Raw genomic sequence first — 15,545 nt, forward strand, 5'->3', positions numbered from 1 at the left:
CCCCTACTTCTTTTCCGGCAGGGCGGGGAACTCGGCGTTGGACGGCATCTCCGGCGCGTCCCAGCCGCGTTCCTGGGCGATCTTGGCGCCGCGCAACGTCTCCGCGGCCGCCGACGGGCCGTCGAGGTCGGCGTCGCGACCCTCGAAGAACCCGGCGAGCTGGAGCTCGGCCTGCTTGAAGTCGGTGAGCGGGGCGCCGCGGGTGGGGGCGGGCTTCTCCCCCGACTGCAGCGCCTGCACGAGTCCCAGCGCCTTCTCGGGCGTCTGGTTGTCGTAGAACTCGTAGTTGACCTGGAGAACAGGGCCGAGGTCGCACGCGGCGAGGCACTCGGCGTGCTCCAGCGTGATCGAGCCCGGCGTGCCCGGCTCGCCCGCGGTCTCCTCGTGGCCCACGCCGAGGTGGTCCTTGAGGGTCTTGTAGATGTCGTCGCCGCCCAGCGCCGCGCACAGCGTGTTGGTGCAGACGCTCACGAGGTGCTCGCCGCACGGGCGGCGCTTGTACATCGTGTAGAACGTCGCGACCGCGCTGACCTCGGCCTCGGTCAGGTCGAGCTGCCCGGCGCAGAACCGGATGCCGTCCTGGGAGACGTAGCCCTCCACCGACTGCACGAGGTGCAGCATCGGGAGCAGCGCGCTGCGGGCCTGCGGGTAGCGGGCGATGATCGCCTGCGCCCTGTCCGCGGTGGACTGGTCGAACGTGGTGTTCTCTGCTGCCTGGGTCATCGGTCGCAACCACCCATCACCGGGTCGATCGAGGCGACGGACGCGATCACGTCGGCGACCATGCCGCCCTCGCACATCGCGGGCATCGACTGGAGGTTCACGAAGCTGGGCTCGCGCAGGTGCACGCGCATCGGGCGGGTGCCACCGTCGGAGACCACGTGGTAGCCGAGCTCGCCGCGCGGCGACTCGACCGGCACGTACACCTGGCCCGCCGGCACCTTGAAGCCCTCGGTCACCAGCTTGAAGTGGTGGATGAGGGACTCCATGGACTGGCCCATGATCTTGCGGACGTGCTCGAGCGAGTTGCCCATGCCGTCGCTGCCGATCGTGAGCTGCGCCGGCCACGCGATCTTCGCGTCCTCGACCATCACCGGGCCGGTCGGCAACGTGTCGACGACCTGCTTGATGATCTTGAGGGACTGGTGCATCTCCTCCAGCCGCAGCAGGTACCGCGCGAAGCAGTCCGCCTGGTCGGAGACCGGCACCTCGAAGCTGTAGTTCTCGTAGCCGCTGTACGGGTCGACCTTGCGCAGGTCCCAGGCGAGGCCCGCGGAGCGCAGGATCGGACCGGTGATGCCGAGCGCGAGGCACGCGTCGACCGGCAGGTAGCCGACGTCCGCGAGCCGGTTGCGCCAGATCGGCTGGCCGGTGAGCAGCTTGTCGTAGTCGGGAAGGCGCTTGTTCATCAGCTTGATGAAGTCGCGGATCTTCTCGATCGCGCCGTCGGGCAGGTCCTGCGCCAGGCCGCCGGGCCGGATGAACGCGTGGTTCATCCGCAGACCGGTCAGGAACTCCAGCAGGTGCAGCACCTCCTCGCGCTCGCGGAAGCCGGAGGTCATGCCGGTGAGGGCACCGAGCTCCATGCCGCCGGTGGCGAGCGCGACGAGGTGCGAGCTGATCCGGTTGAGCTCCATCAGCAGCACGCGGATGGCCTGCGCCTTGTCCGGCACGGTGACGCCGAGCAGCTTCTCGACGCTCATGCAGTAGGCGGCCTCGTGGTGCAGCGGCGCCAGGTAGTCCGTGCGCGTGATGAAGGTGACGCCCTGCACCCAGTTGCGGTACTCGAGGTTCTTCTCGATGCCGGTGTGCAGGTAGCCGATCACGCTGCGGGCGTGGGTGACGGTCTCGCCCTCGAGCTCCAGCACCAGGCGGAGCACGCCGTGCGTCGACGGGTGCTGCGGGCCGAGGTTCATGACGATGCGCTCGTCGTGCACCGCGTCCGCGAGCACCTCGTCCCAGTCGCCGCCGGTGACCGTGTAGACGGTGCCCTCGGTGGTCTTGCGGGAGTCGGCGATCTCGGGGGTGTTCGGGCTCGTGTCGACGTCGTCGGAGCTGTCGCTGCCGGTGGCGCTCGTGTTCGTGCCGGTGGTGAAGTCGGAAAGCCGCTCGGTCATGAGTAGGACCGCCTCTGGTCCGGCGGAGGGATCTCCGCGCCCTTGTACTCGACCGGGATGCCGCCCAGCGGGTAGTCCTTGCGCTGCGGGTGGCCGTCCCAGTCGTCCGGCATGAGGATTCGGGTCAGTCCGGGGTGACCGTCGTAGATGATCCCGAACATGTCCCAGGTCTCGCGCTCCTGCCAGTCCGCCGTCGGGTAGACCTCGACGAGGCTCGGCACGTGCGGGTGCTCGACGTCGACCGCGACCTCTAGCCGGATGCGGCGGCGGTACGTCATCGACGTGAGGTGCGTGACCGAGTGCAGGCGTTGCGGCACCCCGGCGCCGTAGTCCACACCGGACACCGAGCTGCAGAGCTCGAAGCGCAGCGACGGGGTGTCGCGGCAGATCCGCGCGACCTCCAGCAGCGTCTCCGGCCGCAGGTAGAAGGTGATCTCGCCGCGGTCGACGGAGACCTGCTGCACCGTGTCGGCGGGCAGGCCCTTCTCGTTCGCGGCGGCGAGGATCTCGTCGGCGACCTCGTCGAACCAGCCGCCGTACGGGCGCTCGGACGGAGCGGCCACGTGGGCGGGCAGGCGCAGGCCGCCGAAGCCGGAGGTGTCACCGGAGCCGGTGACGCCGAAGAGGCCCCTGCGCTCCTTGCCGGCGAGGATCGGCGCCTTGGCCTTCGCCTCGTCGCCGTTGGTCTTCTCGAGGTCTTCTCCCGCGCGGTTGTTGACGCTGGAGTGCTCTCCCCCTGGCTCGGTCACTTCTTCCTCGCAAAGCGCTCGGACGACGGGATGAGGTCGGTGCGGTAGCCCGAGTCGGCGAGTGCCTTGGCGCGCACGGCGCCCAGCGGCTCGTCCATGATCTTGGCGTGGATCTTGAGGATCGCGTCCATCAGCATCTCCGGCCGCGGCGGGCAGCCCGGCAGGTACATGTCGACGGGCACGACGTGGTCGACGCCCTGCACCACCGCGTAGTTGTTGAACATGCCGCCACTGCTGGCGCACACGCCCATGGCCAGCACCCAGCGCGGCTCGGGCATCTGGTCGTAGATCTGCCGCAGCACCGGCGCCATCTTGTTGGTGACCCGGCCCGCGACGATCATCAGGTCGGCCTGGCGCGGTGACGCCCGGAAGACCTCCATGCCGAAGCGGGCGAGGTCGTAGCGCGGACCACCCGTCGTCATCATCTCGATGGCGCAGCAGGCCAGGCCGAAGGTGGCAGGCCAGAGCGAGGACTTGCGGGTCCAGTTGACCAGCTTCTCCACGCTGGCCAGCAGGATGCCGTTCGGGAGCTTCTCCTCGAGACCCATGACTTCCTCAGTTCCAGTCGAGGCCGCCGCGGCGCCACACGTAGATGTACGCGAAGCCGACCGTTGCGACGAACAGGACGATCTCCACCAGCCCGAACAGGCCGAGCTTGTCGGCAGCGACGGCGAACGGGTAGAGGAACACCATTTCGATGTCGAACAAGATGAAGAGCATCGCCGTCAGGTAGTAGGCGACCGGCATGCGGCCACCACCGATCACCGGCTGCGGGCTCGGCTCGATGCCGCACTCGTACGCGTCGAGCTTGGCCCGGTTGTAGCGGCGGGGTCCGATGTAGGGCGCTGCGGTCACCGAGAAGAGCGCGAACGCCCCGGCGAGCGCGAACATCAATACGAGGGGGAGGTAAGGGTCCAGCACTCTCCGTCGTCCTTTCCTCGCGTGTCGAGGCGCACCCTAAGGGTGTACTTCTGCCACTCGTTTGTTAGGCGAACCTAACAAACGCTTGTGAAACAGTTCACAAGCCTGATCACACTGTTGTGAAGTGATTCACAAGCTCGCTCGCCAGTGTAGAACGCCTGTAAATGACCTGGGTCACAGGGTCTGACCTGGCCGTTTAACCTGGTGGACACAAACGAAACGGCACCGGCTCGAAAAGAGCCGGTGCCGTCACCTATTCGGAGTAATTTACGCCGTCGGCGCGAGCTTCGTGGCGGCCACGATGAGCTTGTCCATTGCGTCGCCGTCCTTGGGGTCGTAGAGCCCCGCGAGCAGCTTGAGCACGAGTTTCATCAGGCGCTTTCGCGGCATTCCGTACTTCGTTGCGGTCCGCATGACCGCCGGGTTGCCGATGAGCTTCGAGAAGACGTTCCCGAGCCGGTAGTAGCTGCCGAGCGCCTGCTCGATCCGCACCGGGTAGCCGTACAGCGCGTGTTCACGGTTGACACCGGTGCGCGCGAGGGCCTGGACGATGCTCTCGGACGCGATCTTGGCCGACTCCATGGCGTAGCCGATGCCCTCGCCGTTGAACGGGTTGACCATGCCGCCGGCGTCCCCGACGAGCACGAGCCCCTTCGAGTAGTGCGGCTTGCGGTTGAGCCCCATCGGGAGCGCGGCGCCGCCGATGCGGCTCGTCGCGTTCTCCTCGCGGAAGCCCCACTCCTCGGGGGTGCCGTCGAGCCAGGAGCGCAGGAGCTGGCGGTAGTCCGTGGTGCCGTAGGCCTTCGACGTGCTGAGGATGCCCAGACCGACGTTCACGCTGCCGTCGCCCATGCCGAAGATCCAGCCGTAACCGGGCAGCAGCTGCCCGTCCGGCGCCCACAGCTCCAGGTGCGACTCCAGGTAGTCGTCCTTGGTGCGCGGGCTGGCGTAGTACCTCCGCACTGCGACGCCCATGGGCTTGTCGTCGTCCTTCTGCAGGCCGACGCTGAGGGCCAGCCGCGCTGACACACCGTCACACCCGACGACGATCGGCGCCCGGTAGGTGACCGGGTTCTTCTCCGGTCCCTGCTTGGCCTCGACGCCGACCACGCGCCCGTTCTCGACGATCGCCTTGGTGACCGTGGTGTTCTCGTGCATGCGCGCGCCGGCCGCCTTCGCCGCGTTCGCGAGCATCTCGTCGAAGTCCATGCGCGGCCGCACGACGCCGTAGTTGGGGAACGTGGCCAGCTCCGGCCAGTCCAGCTCCATCGTGACGCCGCCGCCGACGACCCGCAGCCCCTTGTTGTGCAGCCAGCCGTTGCTCTCCCTCGTGTCGATGCCGAGGTCGATCAGCTGCTTGACACCCCGCGGCGTCAGCCCGTCACCGCAGACCTTCTCGCGCGGGAACGAGCTCTTCTCCAGCAGGAGGACGTCGAGGCCCGCGCGGGCCAGGTAGGTCGCCGCGGTCGAGCCCGCCGGTCCCGCCCCCACCACGATGACGTCGGCGTCCTCGTTGATCCCGCGCCTGCTCATCCAGACTCCCTACACGCTCGCTCGTGACTCCCTCGCGACTCTAACCGCCACTCCCTGAGACCCCACGCCTCCCGCCCGCCCCGCCTCACCGCACGCGGGGCCCTCTCGTGCACCAGAAGAGTACGAAAGCTCCCCGCGTGCACCTGAAGATCGCGAGTTGTCCACATGTCGATCAAGGGCTGGTTGCTCCTGGCCGACATGTGTTGATGATTGATCGAGTGATGAAGACCAGATCGATCGACTACGGCCTGCTCGCCGACGCCTTCGAGGACGGCGTGGCTGTTCGCAGGCACCTGCTCGCACTCGGGTTCAGCAGCAACACGCTGGCCAAGAAGTGCAGGCCAGGAGGCGGGTGGACGCGGCTGTTCCTGGGCGTCTACCTGCTCAGCGGTGGAACACCGAGCAGACGGCAGCTCGTCCGGGGCGCGTTGCTGCGGGCTGGACCGCTGACGTTCTTGACCGGCGTCGAAGCCGCCCGCAGGCACGGGGTACGTCGATTGCCGGCAGATCCACGCGTCCACGTGCTCGTCCCTCATGGCCGCCGTGTGACGAGCCAAGGCGCCATGCTCGTCGAACGGACCAACCGGCCGTGGGACGGCGTGATCATCGACGGTTTTCCCGTTGTGACGCTCGCGCGAGCCCTCATCGACGCGGCCCGCAAGGAGAGCGGTCTGGACGTGGTGCGCGCGTTCATCGCGGACGCGGTGCAGAGGCGGCTCTGTTCACCGGAAGCGATCGCCGAGGAGCTGAAAGACCAGCGACTGGGCGGCACCTGGCTGCCAAGGCGCGTGTTGGCGGAGGTCAGCGACGGTGTTCGTTCGGCGGCTGAAGCGTGGTCACGATCGTTGGTCCATCGTTCCTCGCTGCCGCCACCTCAGTGGAACGTGCTGATCAGATCCGTGTCAGGCGAGCAACTTGCCGTCGTGGACGGCTGGTGGGACGAGGTCGGACTCGCATGGCAGATCGACTCGCTGGAGTTCCACCTGGCACCGGATGACTACGCACGGACGATGGCGCAGCACTCCGCTCTGCTGGCCAACGGCGTGATGACCGTCCACACGGTTCCGTCGCGGCTGAAGAAGGACCCGGCGGCTGTCATCAACGAGTTGCGCGGCGCCTACCAAGCCGCGGCACAGCGCCCGAGACCTCGCGTCTCGGCGACGTTGTGGCGGCCGGTCTGAGTGCACGCGGGGAGCTTTCGTACTCCAGGAGAGAACGGAAGGGCCCCGCGTGCGACAAAAAGCGGGGGGCGGGGCGGGGCGGGGTGGGGACGAAGTGGAGGCGGGCGGTCAGGTAGTCAGGTCTGCTGCTCGGGCGCGGGGTTCAGCGTGGGCCCGGGGCCCGGTTCCGGCTCGGACGCCGGCACGGACTCCGGCTTGGGCTTCGGTTTTGTGGCGCGGTGCAGGGCCACCATGCCGCCGGTCAGGTTGAACCAGGCGACGTCCTCCCACCCGGCCTTCGAGATCAGCTCCGCCAGCGACCGCTGGTCCGGCCACGCCGCCATCGACTCCGACAGGTAGGAGTAGGCCGCCGGGTTCGAGGACACGAAGCGGGCGATCAGCGGCAGCAGCTTCAGCAGGTAGCGCATGTAGACGAACCGGAACGGCTTCCACACCGGGGTGGAGACCTCGCAGATCACCATGCGGCCGCCGGGCTTGGTGACGCGGGCCATCTCCTGCAGCGCCACCACGGTGTCGTTGAAGTTGCGGATGCCGAAGGACACCGTCACGGCGTCGAAGGAGTTGTCCCTGAACGGCAGGCGCAGGGCGTCGGCGGCGACCTTCGGGACGCGGCGGTGGGCGCCGGAGGCGAGCATGCCGACGGAGAAGTCCGCGGCGACGCACCAGGCGCCGGAGGCGGCGTACTCGACCGTGGACACGGCGGTGCCCGCGGCGAGGTCGAGGACCTTCTCGCCGGAGCGGGCGTCGAGCACGCGCCGGCTCCACTCCCGCCAGCGGCGGTCGAAGCCCAGCGTCATGACCGAGTTCGTGCGGTCGTAGCCCTTGGCAACGCCGTCGAACATCTCGGCGACCTCGCGGGGGTTCTTGTCCAAACCTGCTCGCGACATGCCAAGAGCCTAGGTCAGAACCGCTGAGGACGTCCTACGGCACCCGCAGAGCGGTCAGCATGCCGTCCACCGCCGCCTGCCACGGGTACTGCTCGGCACGGGCGCGCGCGGCTTCCCGCGAGCCGGAGGCCAGCAGGCGTTCGGCGGCCGAGGCGAAGGCGTGCGCGTGGTCGTCGACGGCGGCGCCGCACGACGGCTGCACGATCTCCTTCAGCGCGCTGCTCCTGCTCACCACGACGGGCGTGCCGCTGGCGAGGGCCTCCAGTGCCGCGAGGCCGAACGTCTCGTGCGGGCCCGGCGCCAGCGACAGGTCCGCGGAGGCGAGCAGCGAGGCGACCTCCGACCGGGACTTCACGAAGCCCAGGAACGTCACCGGCAGGCCCGCCGCGCGCTTCTCCAGCGCGGCCCTGCGCGGGCCGTCGCCGGCGATCACGAGGTGTGCGGAGTGGCCCTGCTCGTGCAGTTCGGCGAGCGTGTCGACGGAGCGTTCCACGTGCTTCTCCGGCGACAACCGACCACAGTGGATCAGCAGGTTCTCCTTGCCGCGCAACAGGTCTCGCCGCAGGTCGGCCGAGTGCCGCTCCGGGGTGAACGTCGCGAGGTCGACGCCGAGCGGCACCTGCGTCACGTTCGTGGCGCCGATCCGGTCGAACTCCTCGCGGGCGAACCCGGTCGTGCACACGACGGTGTCGTACGAGGCGGCCATGCGGGCGTTCGCCCAGTCGGCGCCCTTCACCGCGGGGCCCTCCGGCAGCACGAACTGCAGCAGCCGGTCGAGGCGTTCGTGGGAGATCACGACGTTCGGGATGCCCCGTGCGCCGGCCCACGCGCCCATGCCGCGCAACGTCAGGCGGTCGGAGACCTCCAGCCGGTCCGGTCCGACCTGCTCCATCAGCGCCTTGACCCGCCACGGGTCCACGACGCGGTAGCCGCCGGTGTACGGGATCTTCACGGCCGGCAGCGTGATGCGCCGCACACCGTTCTCGAGCACCTCGTCGGCGCGGTGGTCGCCGGGCACGACGAGGACGACCTCGTGGCCCGACTGCACGTAGCCCGCGCCGAGGTGGTGCAGCGCCGTGCGGAGTCCGCCCGACCGCGGTCCGTAGAAGTTGGCTAGCTGAACGATCCTCAAGCGGCCGCCTGGTGTGTGAGTCCGGTAACCGCAGCGTAGTGGCCCAGCAGCTCGTCGCAGACCGCGGGCCAGGTGCGGGAGAGCACCGACCTGCGTGCGGCGAGGCCGAACCGCTTGCGCAGCAGCGGGTCGCGCAGCAGGTCCACGTACTGCGCGATGTCGTCCTCGAACAGGTACCCGGTCCGGCCGTGCGCAACCAGGTCGCGCGGTCCGCCCGCGTTCGGGGCGAGGACGGGCAGCCCGGTGGCGAGCGCCTCCTGGACGGCCTGGCAGAAGGTCTCGTGCGGTCCGGTGTGCACGAACACGTCCAGCGACGCATAGGCCTCCGCCAACGGCTCACCGGTGCGGAAACCGAGGAACTCGGCGTTCGGCAGGTCCTTCTGCAACTGGTCGCGGGAGGGTCCGTCGCCGACGACGCGCAGCTGCACGCCGGGCATGTCGTGGATCTCCTTGAGCCGGTGGACCTGCTTCTCCGGCGCGAGGCGGCCGACGTAGCCGACGGTCAGCCGGTCGTTCTGCCGCGGGCGCGGGTGGTACAGCTCGATGTCGACGCCGCGACCCCACCGGTGCACGCGCGGCACGCCGTGCTCCTCCAGCGCCTGGACCGCCGAGCTGGACGGCGCCAGGGTGCGGTCGGCGAGCGTGTGCAGGCGCTTGGTCCACCGCCACGCGGCGCGCTTGGTGAGCCCGAGGCCGTAGCTGCCGGCGAACCCGGCGACGTCGGTCTGGTAGACGGCGACGGTCGGCACGTCGAGCTTGCGCGCGGCTCTGAGCCCGTAGGCGCCGAGCACGAACGGTGATGCGAGGTGCACCACGTCCGGTTCGAAGTCGGCCAGCGCGTGCAGCACCTTGGGGCTGGGGACGCCGATCGGGAGGCTCGTCACGATCGGCACGTCGACCGCGGGCACCCTCATGACGGGCATGCCGTGGACGGAGTCCTCGCCGGCGCCGGGGGCGACCACCATGGCCTCGTGGCCTCTGCTGCGCAAGTGCTCCAGGACGCGGAGCACGGAGTTGGTCACCCCGTTCACCTGGGGCAGGAAGCTCTCGGTCACGATCGCTACGCGCACAGAACCTACCTTGTAGTGCTGGTGTGAAGTCCGCGTGACGCGAAATTTGACGCGGTCAGAACACCTCACGTCGTGGCCAGGTGATCGTCGTTTGGTCATCTGGCGGTCGTGTTCCGGTCACCCGAAGCGGTGAGACTAGGCCAGCATGACCGTCTTGTCGTCCCGTCCCGCGCATCCAGCCGACCCCGGACTGGTGTCCATCGCGATGGAAGTGGCCGGTCGTCTGGCGAACGACGCCTCGGACGTCATCATGGCCACAGCGGGCCGTGGTGCGCGTCCCGACTCCGACGAGTCACCGTTCGACTGGGTCACCGACACCGACCGCACCCTCGAACGCCACACCCGACGCGTGCTCACCGCTGAGTTCCCGTCCATTCCGGTCTTCTGTGAAAACTCCGACGACGACGTCCCGGGTGACTCGGAGTTCCGCTGGGTGGTCGACCCGGTCGACGGCACGGCCAACTACACCGCCGGCATGCCCTGGTGCGCCTACAGCCTCGCACTCGTGGACAGGTGGGGCCCGGTAGTCGGTGTGGTCGCCGATCCGTACAGGTCGCAAATCTACGCTGCCGCCCGCGGCCGTGGCATGCGTGCCAACGGCACCCCGGTGCGGCTGGCCGAACGCCAAGGCGACTCGCTGGTCGTGTGCACCGAAATGACCCGCACAGGACCGTGGCCCGGCATGGGCGAATTCATCTCCACGGCCGCGATAGCGGGCACGGGCGTCCGCGTGCTGGGGTCGAAGTGCCTGGCCGTGGCGCAGGTCGCACTCGGCCACGTCGCCGCCGCCGTGCTGCACGGCTACCACGAGTGGGACGTCGCCGGTGCCGTGTCGCTGGCCCTGGAGTCCGGCGCGGTCGTGCTGGACCGTCGCGGCGAGGGCGCTCAACTGCCCGCGGACGGCCTGCTGGTGGCAGCACCGGACGCCGCGGACGAGGTCCTCGGCTGGTGGCAGTCGGCGCTGAACGGTCAACTGAGCTGAGGCAACTGCCGCTCGAGGACCTCGAGATGCGTGCGCGCCTCGTCGAGCTCCGGGTGGTCGAACATCTGCAGCGCGACCCGGCCCACCTCGTTCTCGAACTGGTGGAAGTCGTGCGCCGCCCTGAGCAGCCGCTGGTAGACCGGGTGCTGCCGGTCGACCGCGCCGAGCGCCCTGCCGAGCTGCGCGATGCCGCGGACGTCGTCGAGCTCCCCCGCGAGCTGCCCGCTGATCCGCTGCAGCCACTCCTTGGCCGGTGAGTTCGGCACCGTCTGCACCGCCGCCGTGACCCTGCGCGTGCTCTCGGCGCAACGTTCGACCAGCTCGGACCACATGTCGTAGGGCTGCTGCGCGATCGGCGGGTGCATCGGGCGCAGTGGCACGGCCGGCCCGCGCTGCGCCGAACGGCGGAGGGCGCCGACGCCGGTGCCGATCAGAGCGCCCGGCAGCGCGCCGAAGACCACGGCGAAGAAGAGGATCGCCAGGAACCGGACGAACAGCGAGGTCGAGGACTGCGACGGCGACGGGATCGACAGGTCGATGATCGTGACGAAGGCGCCCACGACCGCGGCGCCGATTGCGGCACCGCCGAGCGTTGAGCGGATCACGACCCCCATGACCGTCGATCGTGCCATGTTCGGCGCTCGTGCGTCGGCAAGCTGGAGTTACTGGTCGCGCACTATCAGTGCTACAGTTCTTCTTGTCGGTTCCAGTAGGAACCGGAAGTGGACCCGGTTCACCCGCCGGACGACGGGTTGCCGGGTTTCGCGCTGTCTAGGGGACGTTCACCGCGCAGACGCCGTCGACGAGGTCCGCGACTCGCCGCCGCCAGTCGCCGCCGGCTCCGTAGGACCACGCGACAGCGTCGCTGATCCAGAGCAATGGGTCTTCCGCGGGCCTCAGGTGCTCGTACGTGAACGAAGCTCCGAACTTGCGCGCCCCGGCGGCGAGCACTTTGCGATCGGCTGCGTCTTGGTGCTGACAGCTCTCCAGCACCAACCGCGAGACGTCGAGGTCGACCAGCCGCGGGACCATGTCGAAGAGACAGGCGGAGCGGGCCTTCGAGTCGTTGTTGTGCTTGCAGGTCCAGAGGTGAGCGCGCACACCGAGCGCGCTGATCTTCGTGAGCACGTCCTTCCGCCTGCGATCGCCCTCGATGTTGAAGTGCACCCGTCGCTGTCCCTGCTTCACGAGCCCGCGCATGACCGAGCGCATCGAGTCGAGATCACGGGAACGCACGAGCGTCACCGCAACCAGGTAGGTCGTGCCTCGACGGGACTCGTCGAAAAATCCATGCCACATGGAACATATGGTCTCAAAGGAGTAATGCACTGATCCATTCAGGCGTCGAAGTCGACCGTCACGCGCTCACTCGTCGGCAACGCCTGACACGTCAGCACGAACCCGGCCGCCACCTCGGACTCGTCGAGCGCGTAGTTGCGGCGCATCTCGACCGTGCCGTCCGTCACGAGCGCGCGGCAGGTGCCGCAGACGCCGCCCTTGCACGCGAACGGCAGGTCGGCGCGGACGCGTTGTGCGGCGTCGAGGATCGGTTCGTCGGCGGGGAGCGGGAGGGTGGTGGACTTGCCGTCCAGCACCACGGTCACGGCGGAGGCGGACTCCACCACGGCTTCCGCCCGGCGCGGTGGGGGTGGGGGTTCGTCCACGTAGAACAGTTCGTGGTGCACGCGGTCGGGGGGCACGCCGCGGGAGCGCAGCACGGAGGTCGCGTCCTGGACCATCTCGTACGGGCCGCAGAGCCACCACTCGTCGATGCCGTCGAACGGGACGACCGTGGAGAACAGCGCGGAGAGCTTCGCCGCGTCCAGGCGGCCGGAGAACAGCTCCACGTCGCGGGGTTCGCGGGACAGGACGTGGACGAGCTGGAGGGTGGCCGGGTAGCGGTCCTTCAGGTCGGCCAGCTCGTCGGCGAACATCACGGTGTCGGTGCGGCGGTTGCCGTACAGCAGCGTCACGCGGGCGCCCGTGGCGAGCACGGTCGCGGCGATCGACAGGGCCGGGGTGATGCCCGAGCCGGCGACCACGAAGCCGTGGTGCACGCCCGAGCCCGACGGCGTGAACTTGCCCAGGGGTGGCAGGACCTCGACGACGTCACCGACGGCCAGCCGGTCGACGAGCCACGAGGAGAAGGTGCCGCCGTCGACGCGGCGGACGCCGATGCGCGGAGGAGACCCCGCCGGCGCGCAGATCGAGTACGAACGGCGTTCGTCGCCCTGGCGCAGGGTCAGGTACTGGCCGGCCGAGAAGGCGAACTCGTCGGCGAGGTCGGCGGGCACGTCGAACGTCACGGCTGCGGCGTCGTCGCAGAGGCGGTCGACGCGGGCGACCGTCAACTTGTGGAAGGCAGCGCGGCGGACCACTCAGATCTCCTTGACGTGCTCGAAGGGCTCGGAGCAGGCGTTGCAGCGGCGCAGCGCCTTGCACGCGGTCGAACCGAAGCGGGAGATCTCCGCCGTGTTCGGGGAACCGCACCGCGGGCACGGCACCTGGCGCGACGGCGGTACCAGGTTCAGCGGCACCGGGCCGGCCAGGGCGGGGCCGATCCGCGACGGCGGCGCGATCCCCGCGGCGGCCAGCTTCGACCGGCCCTCCGAGCTGATCCAGTCCGTCGTCCACGCCGGGGACAGCGACAGCCGCACCTCGACCTCCTCGAACCCCGCCGACAGCAGCGAACGGCGCAGGTCCGCGCCCATCTCGTCGATCGCGGGGCAGCCGGAGTAGGTCGGGGTGATGGTGACGACGACGCGTCCGTCCTCTTCGGACACGTCGCGCAGCACGCCGAGGTCCGCCAGCGTGAGGACCGGCAGCTCCGGGTCCCGCACGGCCGACGCGATCTCCAGTGCCGTGCTCACCACACGGCTCCCGGCAGCGAGCGGTGCAGGTGCTGCATCTCGGCCAGCAGGTAGCCCATGGCCTCGGTGTGCACGCCGTCGCGACCGGCCATGCCCGCGACCCGCGCGGCCCGCCGGTCCTCGGGGCGCACCAGCCCGGCTGCGGAGAACACGGCCTCGAACACACCGTCCACTTCGGACCGCAGCGACGCCGGGTCGACCGCGACGCCCTCCAGGCGCGCTTCGACGGCGTGCGTGGCGAACAGCTCGTCCACGAACGGCCACACGCGGTCCAGGCCCGCCTGCATGCGGCGGTGCGACTCGTCGGTGCCGTCGCCGAGGCGGACGGTCCACTGGGCGGCGTGGTCGCGGTGGTACGCCAGCTCCTTCAGGCCCTTCTCGGCCACGGCGGCCAGCACCGGGTCAGCGGAGCCGCGCAGGCGGGAGAACAGCGCGAGGCGCCACGACGAGAACACCAGCAGCCGCGCGATCGTGGTGCCGAAGTCGCCGCCGGGGCCGGGACCGCAGTCGATCTCGGCCAGGTGCACGTTGCGGAACTCGCGCTCGTCGCGCAGGTAGGCGAGGTCGTCCTCGGACTTCCCGAGCACCTCGCCGGCGCGCGTGAGCAGCATCCTGGCCTGGCCGAGCAGGTCCAGCGCGATGTTGGCGAGCGCGATGTCCTCTTCCAGCTCGGGTGCGCGCGAGCACCACTCCGCGAGCCGCTGGGACATGATCAGCGCGTCGTCGCCGAGCATCAGGCAGTACGCGGCGAGCGCCTCGCGGTCGACACCGGCGGCGAACTCGCGGTTCACGCCGACCAGCGCGTCGGAGAAGCCCGTCCCGAACGCCCAGTGCGCGTCCTCGTGGCCCAGCAGCGACTCGTACGCGTTGTCGAAGCTCATAGGTGCGGCACGTCCTCTGGGATCGCGTAGAACGTCGGGTGCCGGTAGACCTTGTCGCCCGACGGCGCGAAGAACGGGTCCTTCTCGTCCGGCGAGGAGGCCGTGATGGACGCCGCGGGCACCACCCAGATCGACACGCCCTCGTTGCGGCGCGTGTAGACGTCACGGGCGTTGCGCAGCGCCATCTCCGCGTCCGGCGCGTGCAGCGAACCGACGTGCACGTGGTTCAGGCCGCGCTTGCCCCGCACGAACACTTCCCACAGCGGCCAAGACGTGCTCACGCGGCACCTTCCTTCGCAACGGCGTGCTTCGCGGCGTGCGCGGCAGCGGCCTCGCGGACCCACGAGCCGTCCTCGTGCGCCTTGCGCCGGTGGGCGATGCGCTGCTCGTTGCAGACACCGCCGCCCTTCACGACCTGCCAGAACTCGTCCCAGTCGGGCGCACCGAAGTCGTACTGCCCGCGCTCGGGGTTCCACCTGAGCTCGGGGTCGGGGAACGTGACGCCGAGCGCCTCGGCCTGCGGCACGCTCATGTTCACGAACTTCTGCCGCAGCTCGTCGTTGGTGTCGCGCTTGATCCGCCACGCCATCGACTGCTCGGTGTTCGTGGACTCCGCGTCCGGCGGGCCGAACATCATCAGCGCCGGCCACCACCAGCGGTTCACGGAGTCCTGCACCATGTCCCGCTGCTGCTGCGTGCCGCGCATCATCGTCATGAGCAGCTCGTAGCCCTGGCGCTGGTGGAACGACTCCTCCTTGCAGATGCGGATCATCGCGCGCGCATACGGCCCGTAGGACGTGCGGCACAACGGCACCTGGTTGCAGATCGCGGCGCCGTCGACCAGCCAGCCGATGACGCCGACGTCCGCGAAGGTGAGCGTCGGGTAGTTGAAGATCGAGGAGTACTTCTGGCGGCCCTCGACGAGCTTGGTCGTCAGGTCCTCGCGGTCGGCGCCCAGCGTCTCGGTCGCCGAGTACAGGTACAGGCCGTGGCCTGCCTCGTCCTGCACCTTGGCCAGCAGGATCGCCTTGCGCCGCAGCGAGGGCGCGCGGGAGATCCAGTTGCCCTCCGGCTGCATCCCGATGATCTCGGAGTGCGCGTGCTGGGCGATCTGCCTGATCAACGTCTTGCGGTAGCCGTCGGGCATCCAGTCACGCGGCTCGATGCGCGCGTCGGCCTGCACGGTGCGCTCGAAGCGCAGCTCCAGGTCATCCGCCATGCA

18 protein-coding genes are annotated in these 15,545 nt (G+C 69.4%); 2 read left to right on the forward strand and 16 right to left on the reverse strand.

Translation table 11 applies throughout. The features are described from left to right. Window positions 1-3 precede the first annotated feature (3 nt). The 6 genes from nuoE to ACZ7CD_RS01665 all read right to left on the reverse strand — a co-directional run bounded on the left by nuoE (window position 4) and on the right by ACZ7CD_RS01665 (window position 5,320). Complete coding sequence (nuoE, locus tag ACZ7CD_RS01640) at window positions 4-723, reverse strand: NADH-quinone oxidoreductase subunit NuoE (protein WP_360399669.1); 720 nt, start codon at window positions 721-723, stop codon at window positions 4-6. Then, the gene (locus tag ACZ7CD_RS01645; RefSeq protein ID WP_360399672.1) at window positions 720-2,117 is read right to left on the reverse strand and encodes an NADH-quinone oxidoreductase subunit D; all 1,398 of its coding nucleotides are present in this window, start codon (window positions 2,115-2,117) and stop codon (window positions 720-722) included. The genes nuoE and ACZ7CD_RS01645 overlap by 4 nt, the downstream gene beginning before the upstream one ends. Then, window positions 2,114-2,866 (reverse strand): NADH-quinone oxidoreductase subunit C, encoded by a 753-nt coding sequence (locus ACZ7CD_RS01650; RefSeq protein ID WP_458430153.1) that lies wholly within the window; start codon window positions 2,864-2,866, stop codon window positions 2,114-2,116. The genes ACZ7CD_RS01645 and ACZ7CD_RS01650 overlap by 4 nt, the downstream gene beginning before the upstream one ends. Beyond that, entirely contained in the window at window positions 2,863-3,414 is a 552-nt protein-coding gene (locus ACZ7CD_RS01655) for a NuoB/complex I 20 kDa subunit family protein (RefSeq protein ID WP_089948943.1), read from the reverse strand. The genes ACZ7CD_RS01650 and ACZ7CD_RS01655 overlap by 4 nt, the downstream gene beginning before the upstream one ends. Before the next feature lie 7 nt (window positions 3,415-3,421). After that, window positions 3,422-3,787: an NADH-quinone oxidoreductase subunit A gene (locus ACZ7CD_RS01660; RefSeq protein ID WP_065915906.1), complete on the reverse strand. Its 366-nt coding sequence runs from the start codon at window positions 3,785-3,787 to the stop codon at window positions 3,422-3,424. A gap of 267 nt (window positions 3,788-4,054) precedes the next feature. Further along, a complete protein-coding gene (locus ACZ7CD_RS01665) occupies window positions 4,055-5,320 on the reverse strand; it encodes a geranylgeranyl reductase family protein (protein ID WP_360399676.1) in 1,266 nt (421 codons plus the stop codon). Window positions 5,321-5,457: 137 nt separating this feature from the next. On the opposite strand from ACZ7CD_RS01665, the gene ACZ7CD_RS01670 reads away from it, so the two are divergent. After that, complete coding sequence (locus tag ACZ7CD_RS01670; RefSeq protein WP_470373073.1) at window positions 5,458-6,501, forward strand: hypothetical protein; 1,044 nt, start codon at window positions 5,458-5,460, stop codon at window positions 6,499-6,501. 116 nt (window positions 6,502-6,617) lie between these two features. On the opposite strand, the gene ACZ7CD_RS01675 is transcribed toward ACZ7CD_RS01670, so the two are convergent. The 3 genes from ACZ7CD_RS01675 to ACZ7CD_RS01685 are packed head-to-tail and all read right to left on the reverse strand — an operon-like array spanning window position 6,618 to window position 9,590. Then, the gene (locus ACZ7CD_RS01675) at window positions 6,618-7,388 is read right to left on the reverse strand and encodes a demethylmenaquinone methyltransferase (protein WP_470378152.1); all 771 of its coding nucleotides are present in this window, start codon (window positions 7,386-7,388) and stop codon (window positions 6,618-6,620) included. 34 nt (window positions 7,389-7,422) lie between these two features. Further along, window positions 7,423-8,520 (reverse strand): glycosyltransferase family 4 protein, encoded by a 1,098-nt coding sequence (locus ACZ7CD_RS01680; protein ID WP_470369941.1) that lies wholly within the window; start codon window positions 8,518-8,520, stop codon window positions 7,423-7,425. Then, window positions 8,517-9,590: a glycosyltransferase family 4 protein gene (locus ACZ7CD_RS01685; protein ID WP_458430149.1), complete on the reverse strand. Its 1,074-nt coding sequence runs from the start codon at window positions 9,588-9,590 to the stop codon at window positions 8,517-8,519. Before ACZ7CD_RS01685 ends, ACZ7CD_RS01680 begins: the two co-directional genes overlap by 4 nt. Before the next feature lie 145 nt (window positions 9,591-9,735). Between ACZ7CD_RS01685 and ACZ7CD_RS01690 the strand changes: the two genes are divergently transcribed. Continuing rightward, on the forward strand, window positions 9,736-10,572 hold the full coding sequence (locus ACZ7CD_RS01690; protein WP_360399691.1) for an inositol monophosphatase family protein: 837 nt from the start codon (window positions 9,736-9,738) through the stop codon (window positions 10,570-10,572). Here ACZ7CD_RS01690 and ACZ7CD_RS01695 read toward each other — a convergent pair. The 7 genes from ACZ7CD_RS01695 to paaA all read right to left on the reverse strand — a co-directional run bounded on the left by ACZ7CD_RS01695 (window position 10,560) and on the right by paaA (window position 15,542). Further along, window positions 10,560-11,186, reverse strand: coding sequence for a hypothetical protein (locus ACZ7CD_RS01695; RefSeq protein ID WP_360399694.1), 627 nt, complete (start codon window positions 11,184-11,186; stop codon window positions 10,560-10,562). The genes ACZ7CD_RS01690 and ACZ7CD_RS01695 overlap by 13 nt on opposite strands. Window positions 11,187-11,343: 157 nt before the next feature. Continuing rightward, window positions 11,344-11,871, reverse strand: a complete 528-nt coding sequence (locus ACZ7CD_RS01700) for a hypothetical protein (protein WP_458430147.1) — start codon at window positions 11,869-11,871, stop codon at window positions 11,344-11,346. A 38-nt stretch (window positions 11,872-11,909) separates the two neighbouring features. Then, on the reverse strand, window positions 11,910-12,950 hold the full coding sequence (gene paaE / locus ACZ7CD_RS01705) for a 1,2-phenylacetyl-CoA epoxidase subunit PaaE (protein ID WP_360399700.1): 1,041 nt from the start codon (window positions 12,948-12,950) through the stop codon (window positions 11,910-11,912). After that, a complete protein-coding gene (gene paaD, locus ACZ7CD_RS01710; protein WP_470369937.1) occupies window positions 12,951-13,442 on the reverse strand; it encodes a 1,2-phenylacetyl-CoA epoxidase subunit PaaD in 492 nt (163 codons plus the stop codon). It lies immediately after the preceding gene. Continuing rightward, on the reverse strand, window positions 13,439-14,323 hold the full coding sequence (paaC, locus tag ACZ7CD_RS01715) for a 1,2-phenylacetyl-CoA epoxidase subunit PaaC (protein ID WP_360399706.1): 885 nt from the start codon (window positions 14,321-14,323) through the stop codon (window positions 13,439-13,441). Before paaC ends, paaD begins: the two co-directional genes overlap by 4 nt. Beyond that, window positions 14,320-14,604 carry a 1,2-phenylacetyl-CoA epoxidase subunit PaaB gene (paaB, locus tag ACZ7CD_RS01720; protein WP_089948924.1) on the reverse strand — a complete coding sequence of 95 codons (285 nt, stop codon included), beginning with the start codon at window positions 14,602-14,604 and terminating at the stop codon, window positions 14,320-14,322. Before paaB ends, paaC begins: the two co-directional genes overlap by 4 nt. Then, window positions 14,601-15,542, reverse strand: coding sequence for a 1,2-phenylacetyl-CoA epoxidase subunit PaaA (gene paaA / locus ACZ7CD_RS01725; RefSeq protein WP_360399711.1), 942 nt, complete (start codon window positions 15,540-15,542; stop codon window positions 14,601-14,603). The genes paaB and paaA overlap by 4 nt, the downstream gene beginning before the upstream one ends. Window positions 15,543-15,545: the final 3 nt, after the last annotated feature.

The sequence above is a fragment of the Lentzea sp. NPDC036949 genome, assembly GCF_055608075.1.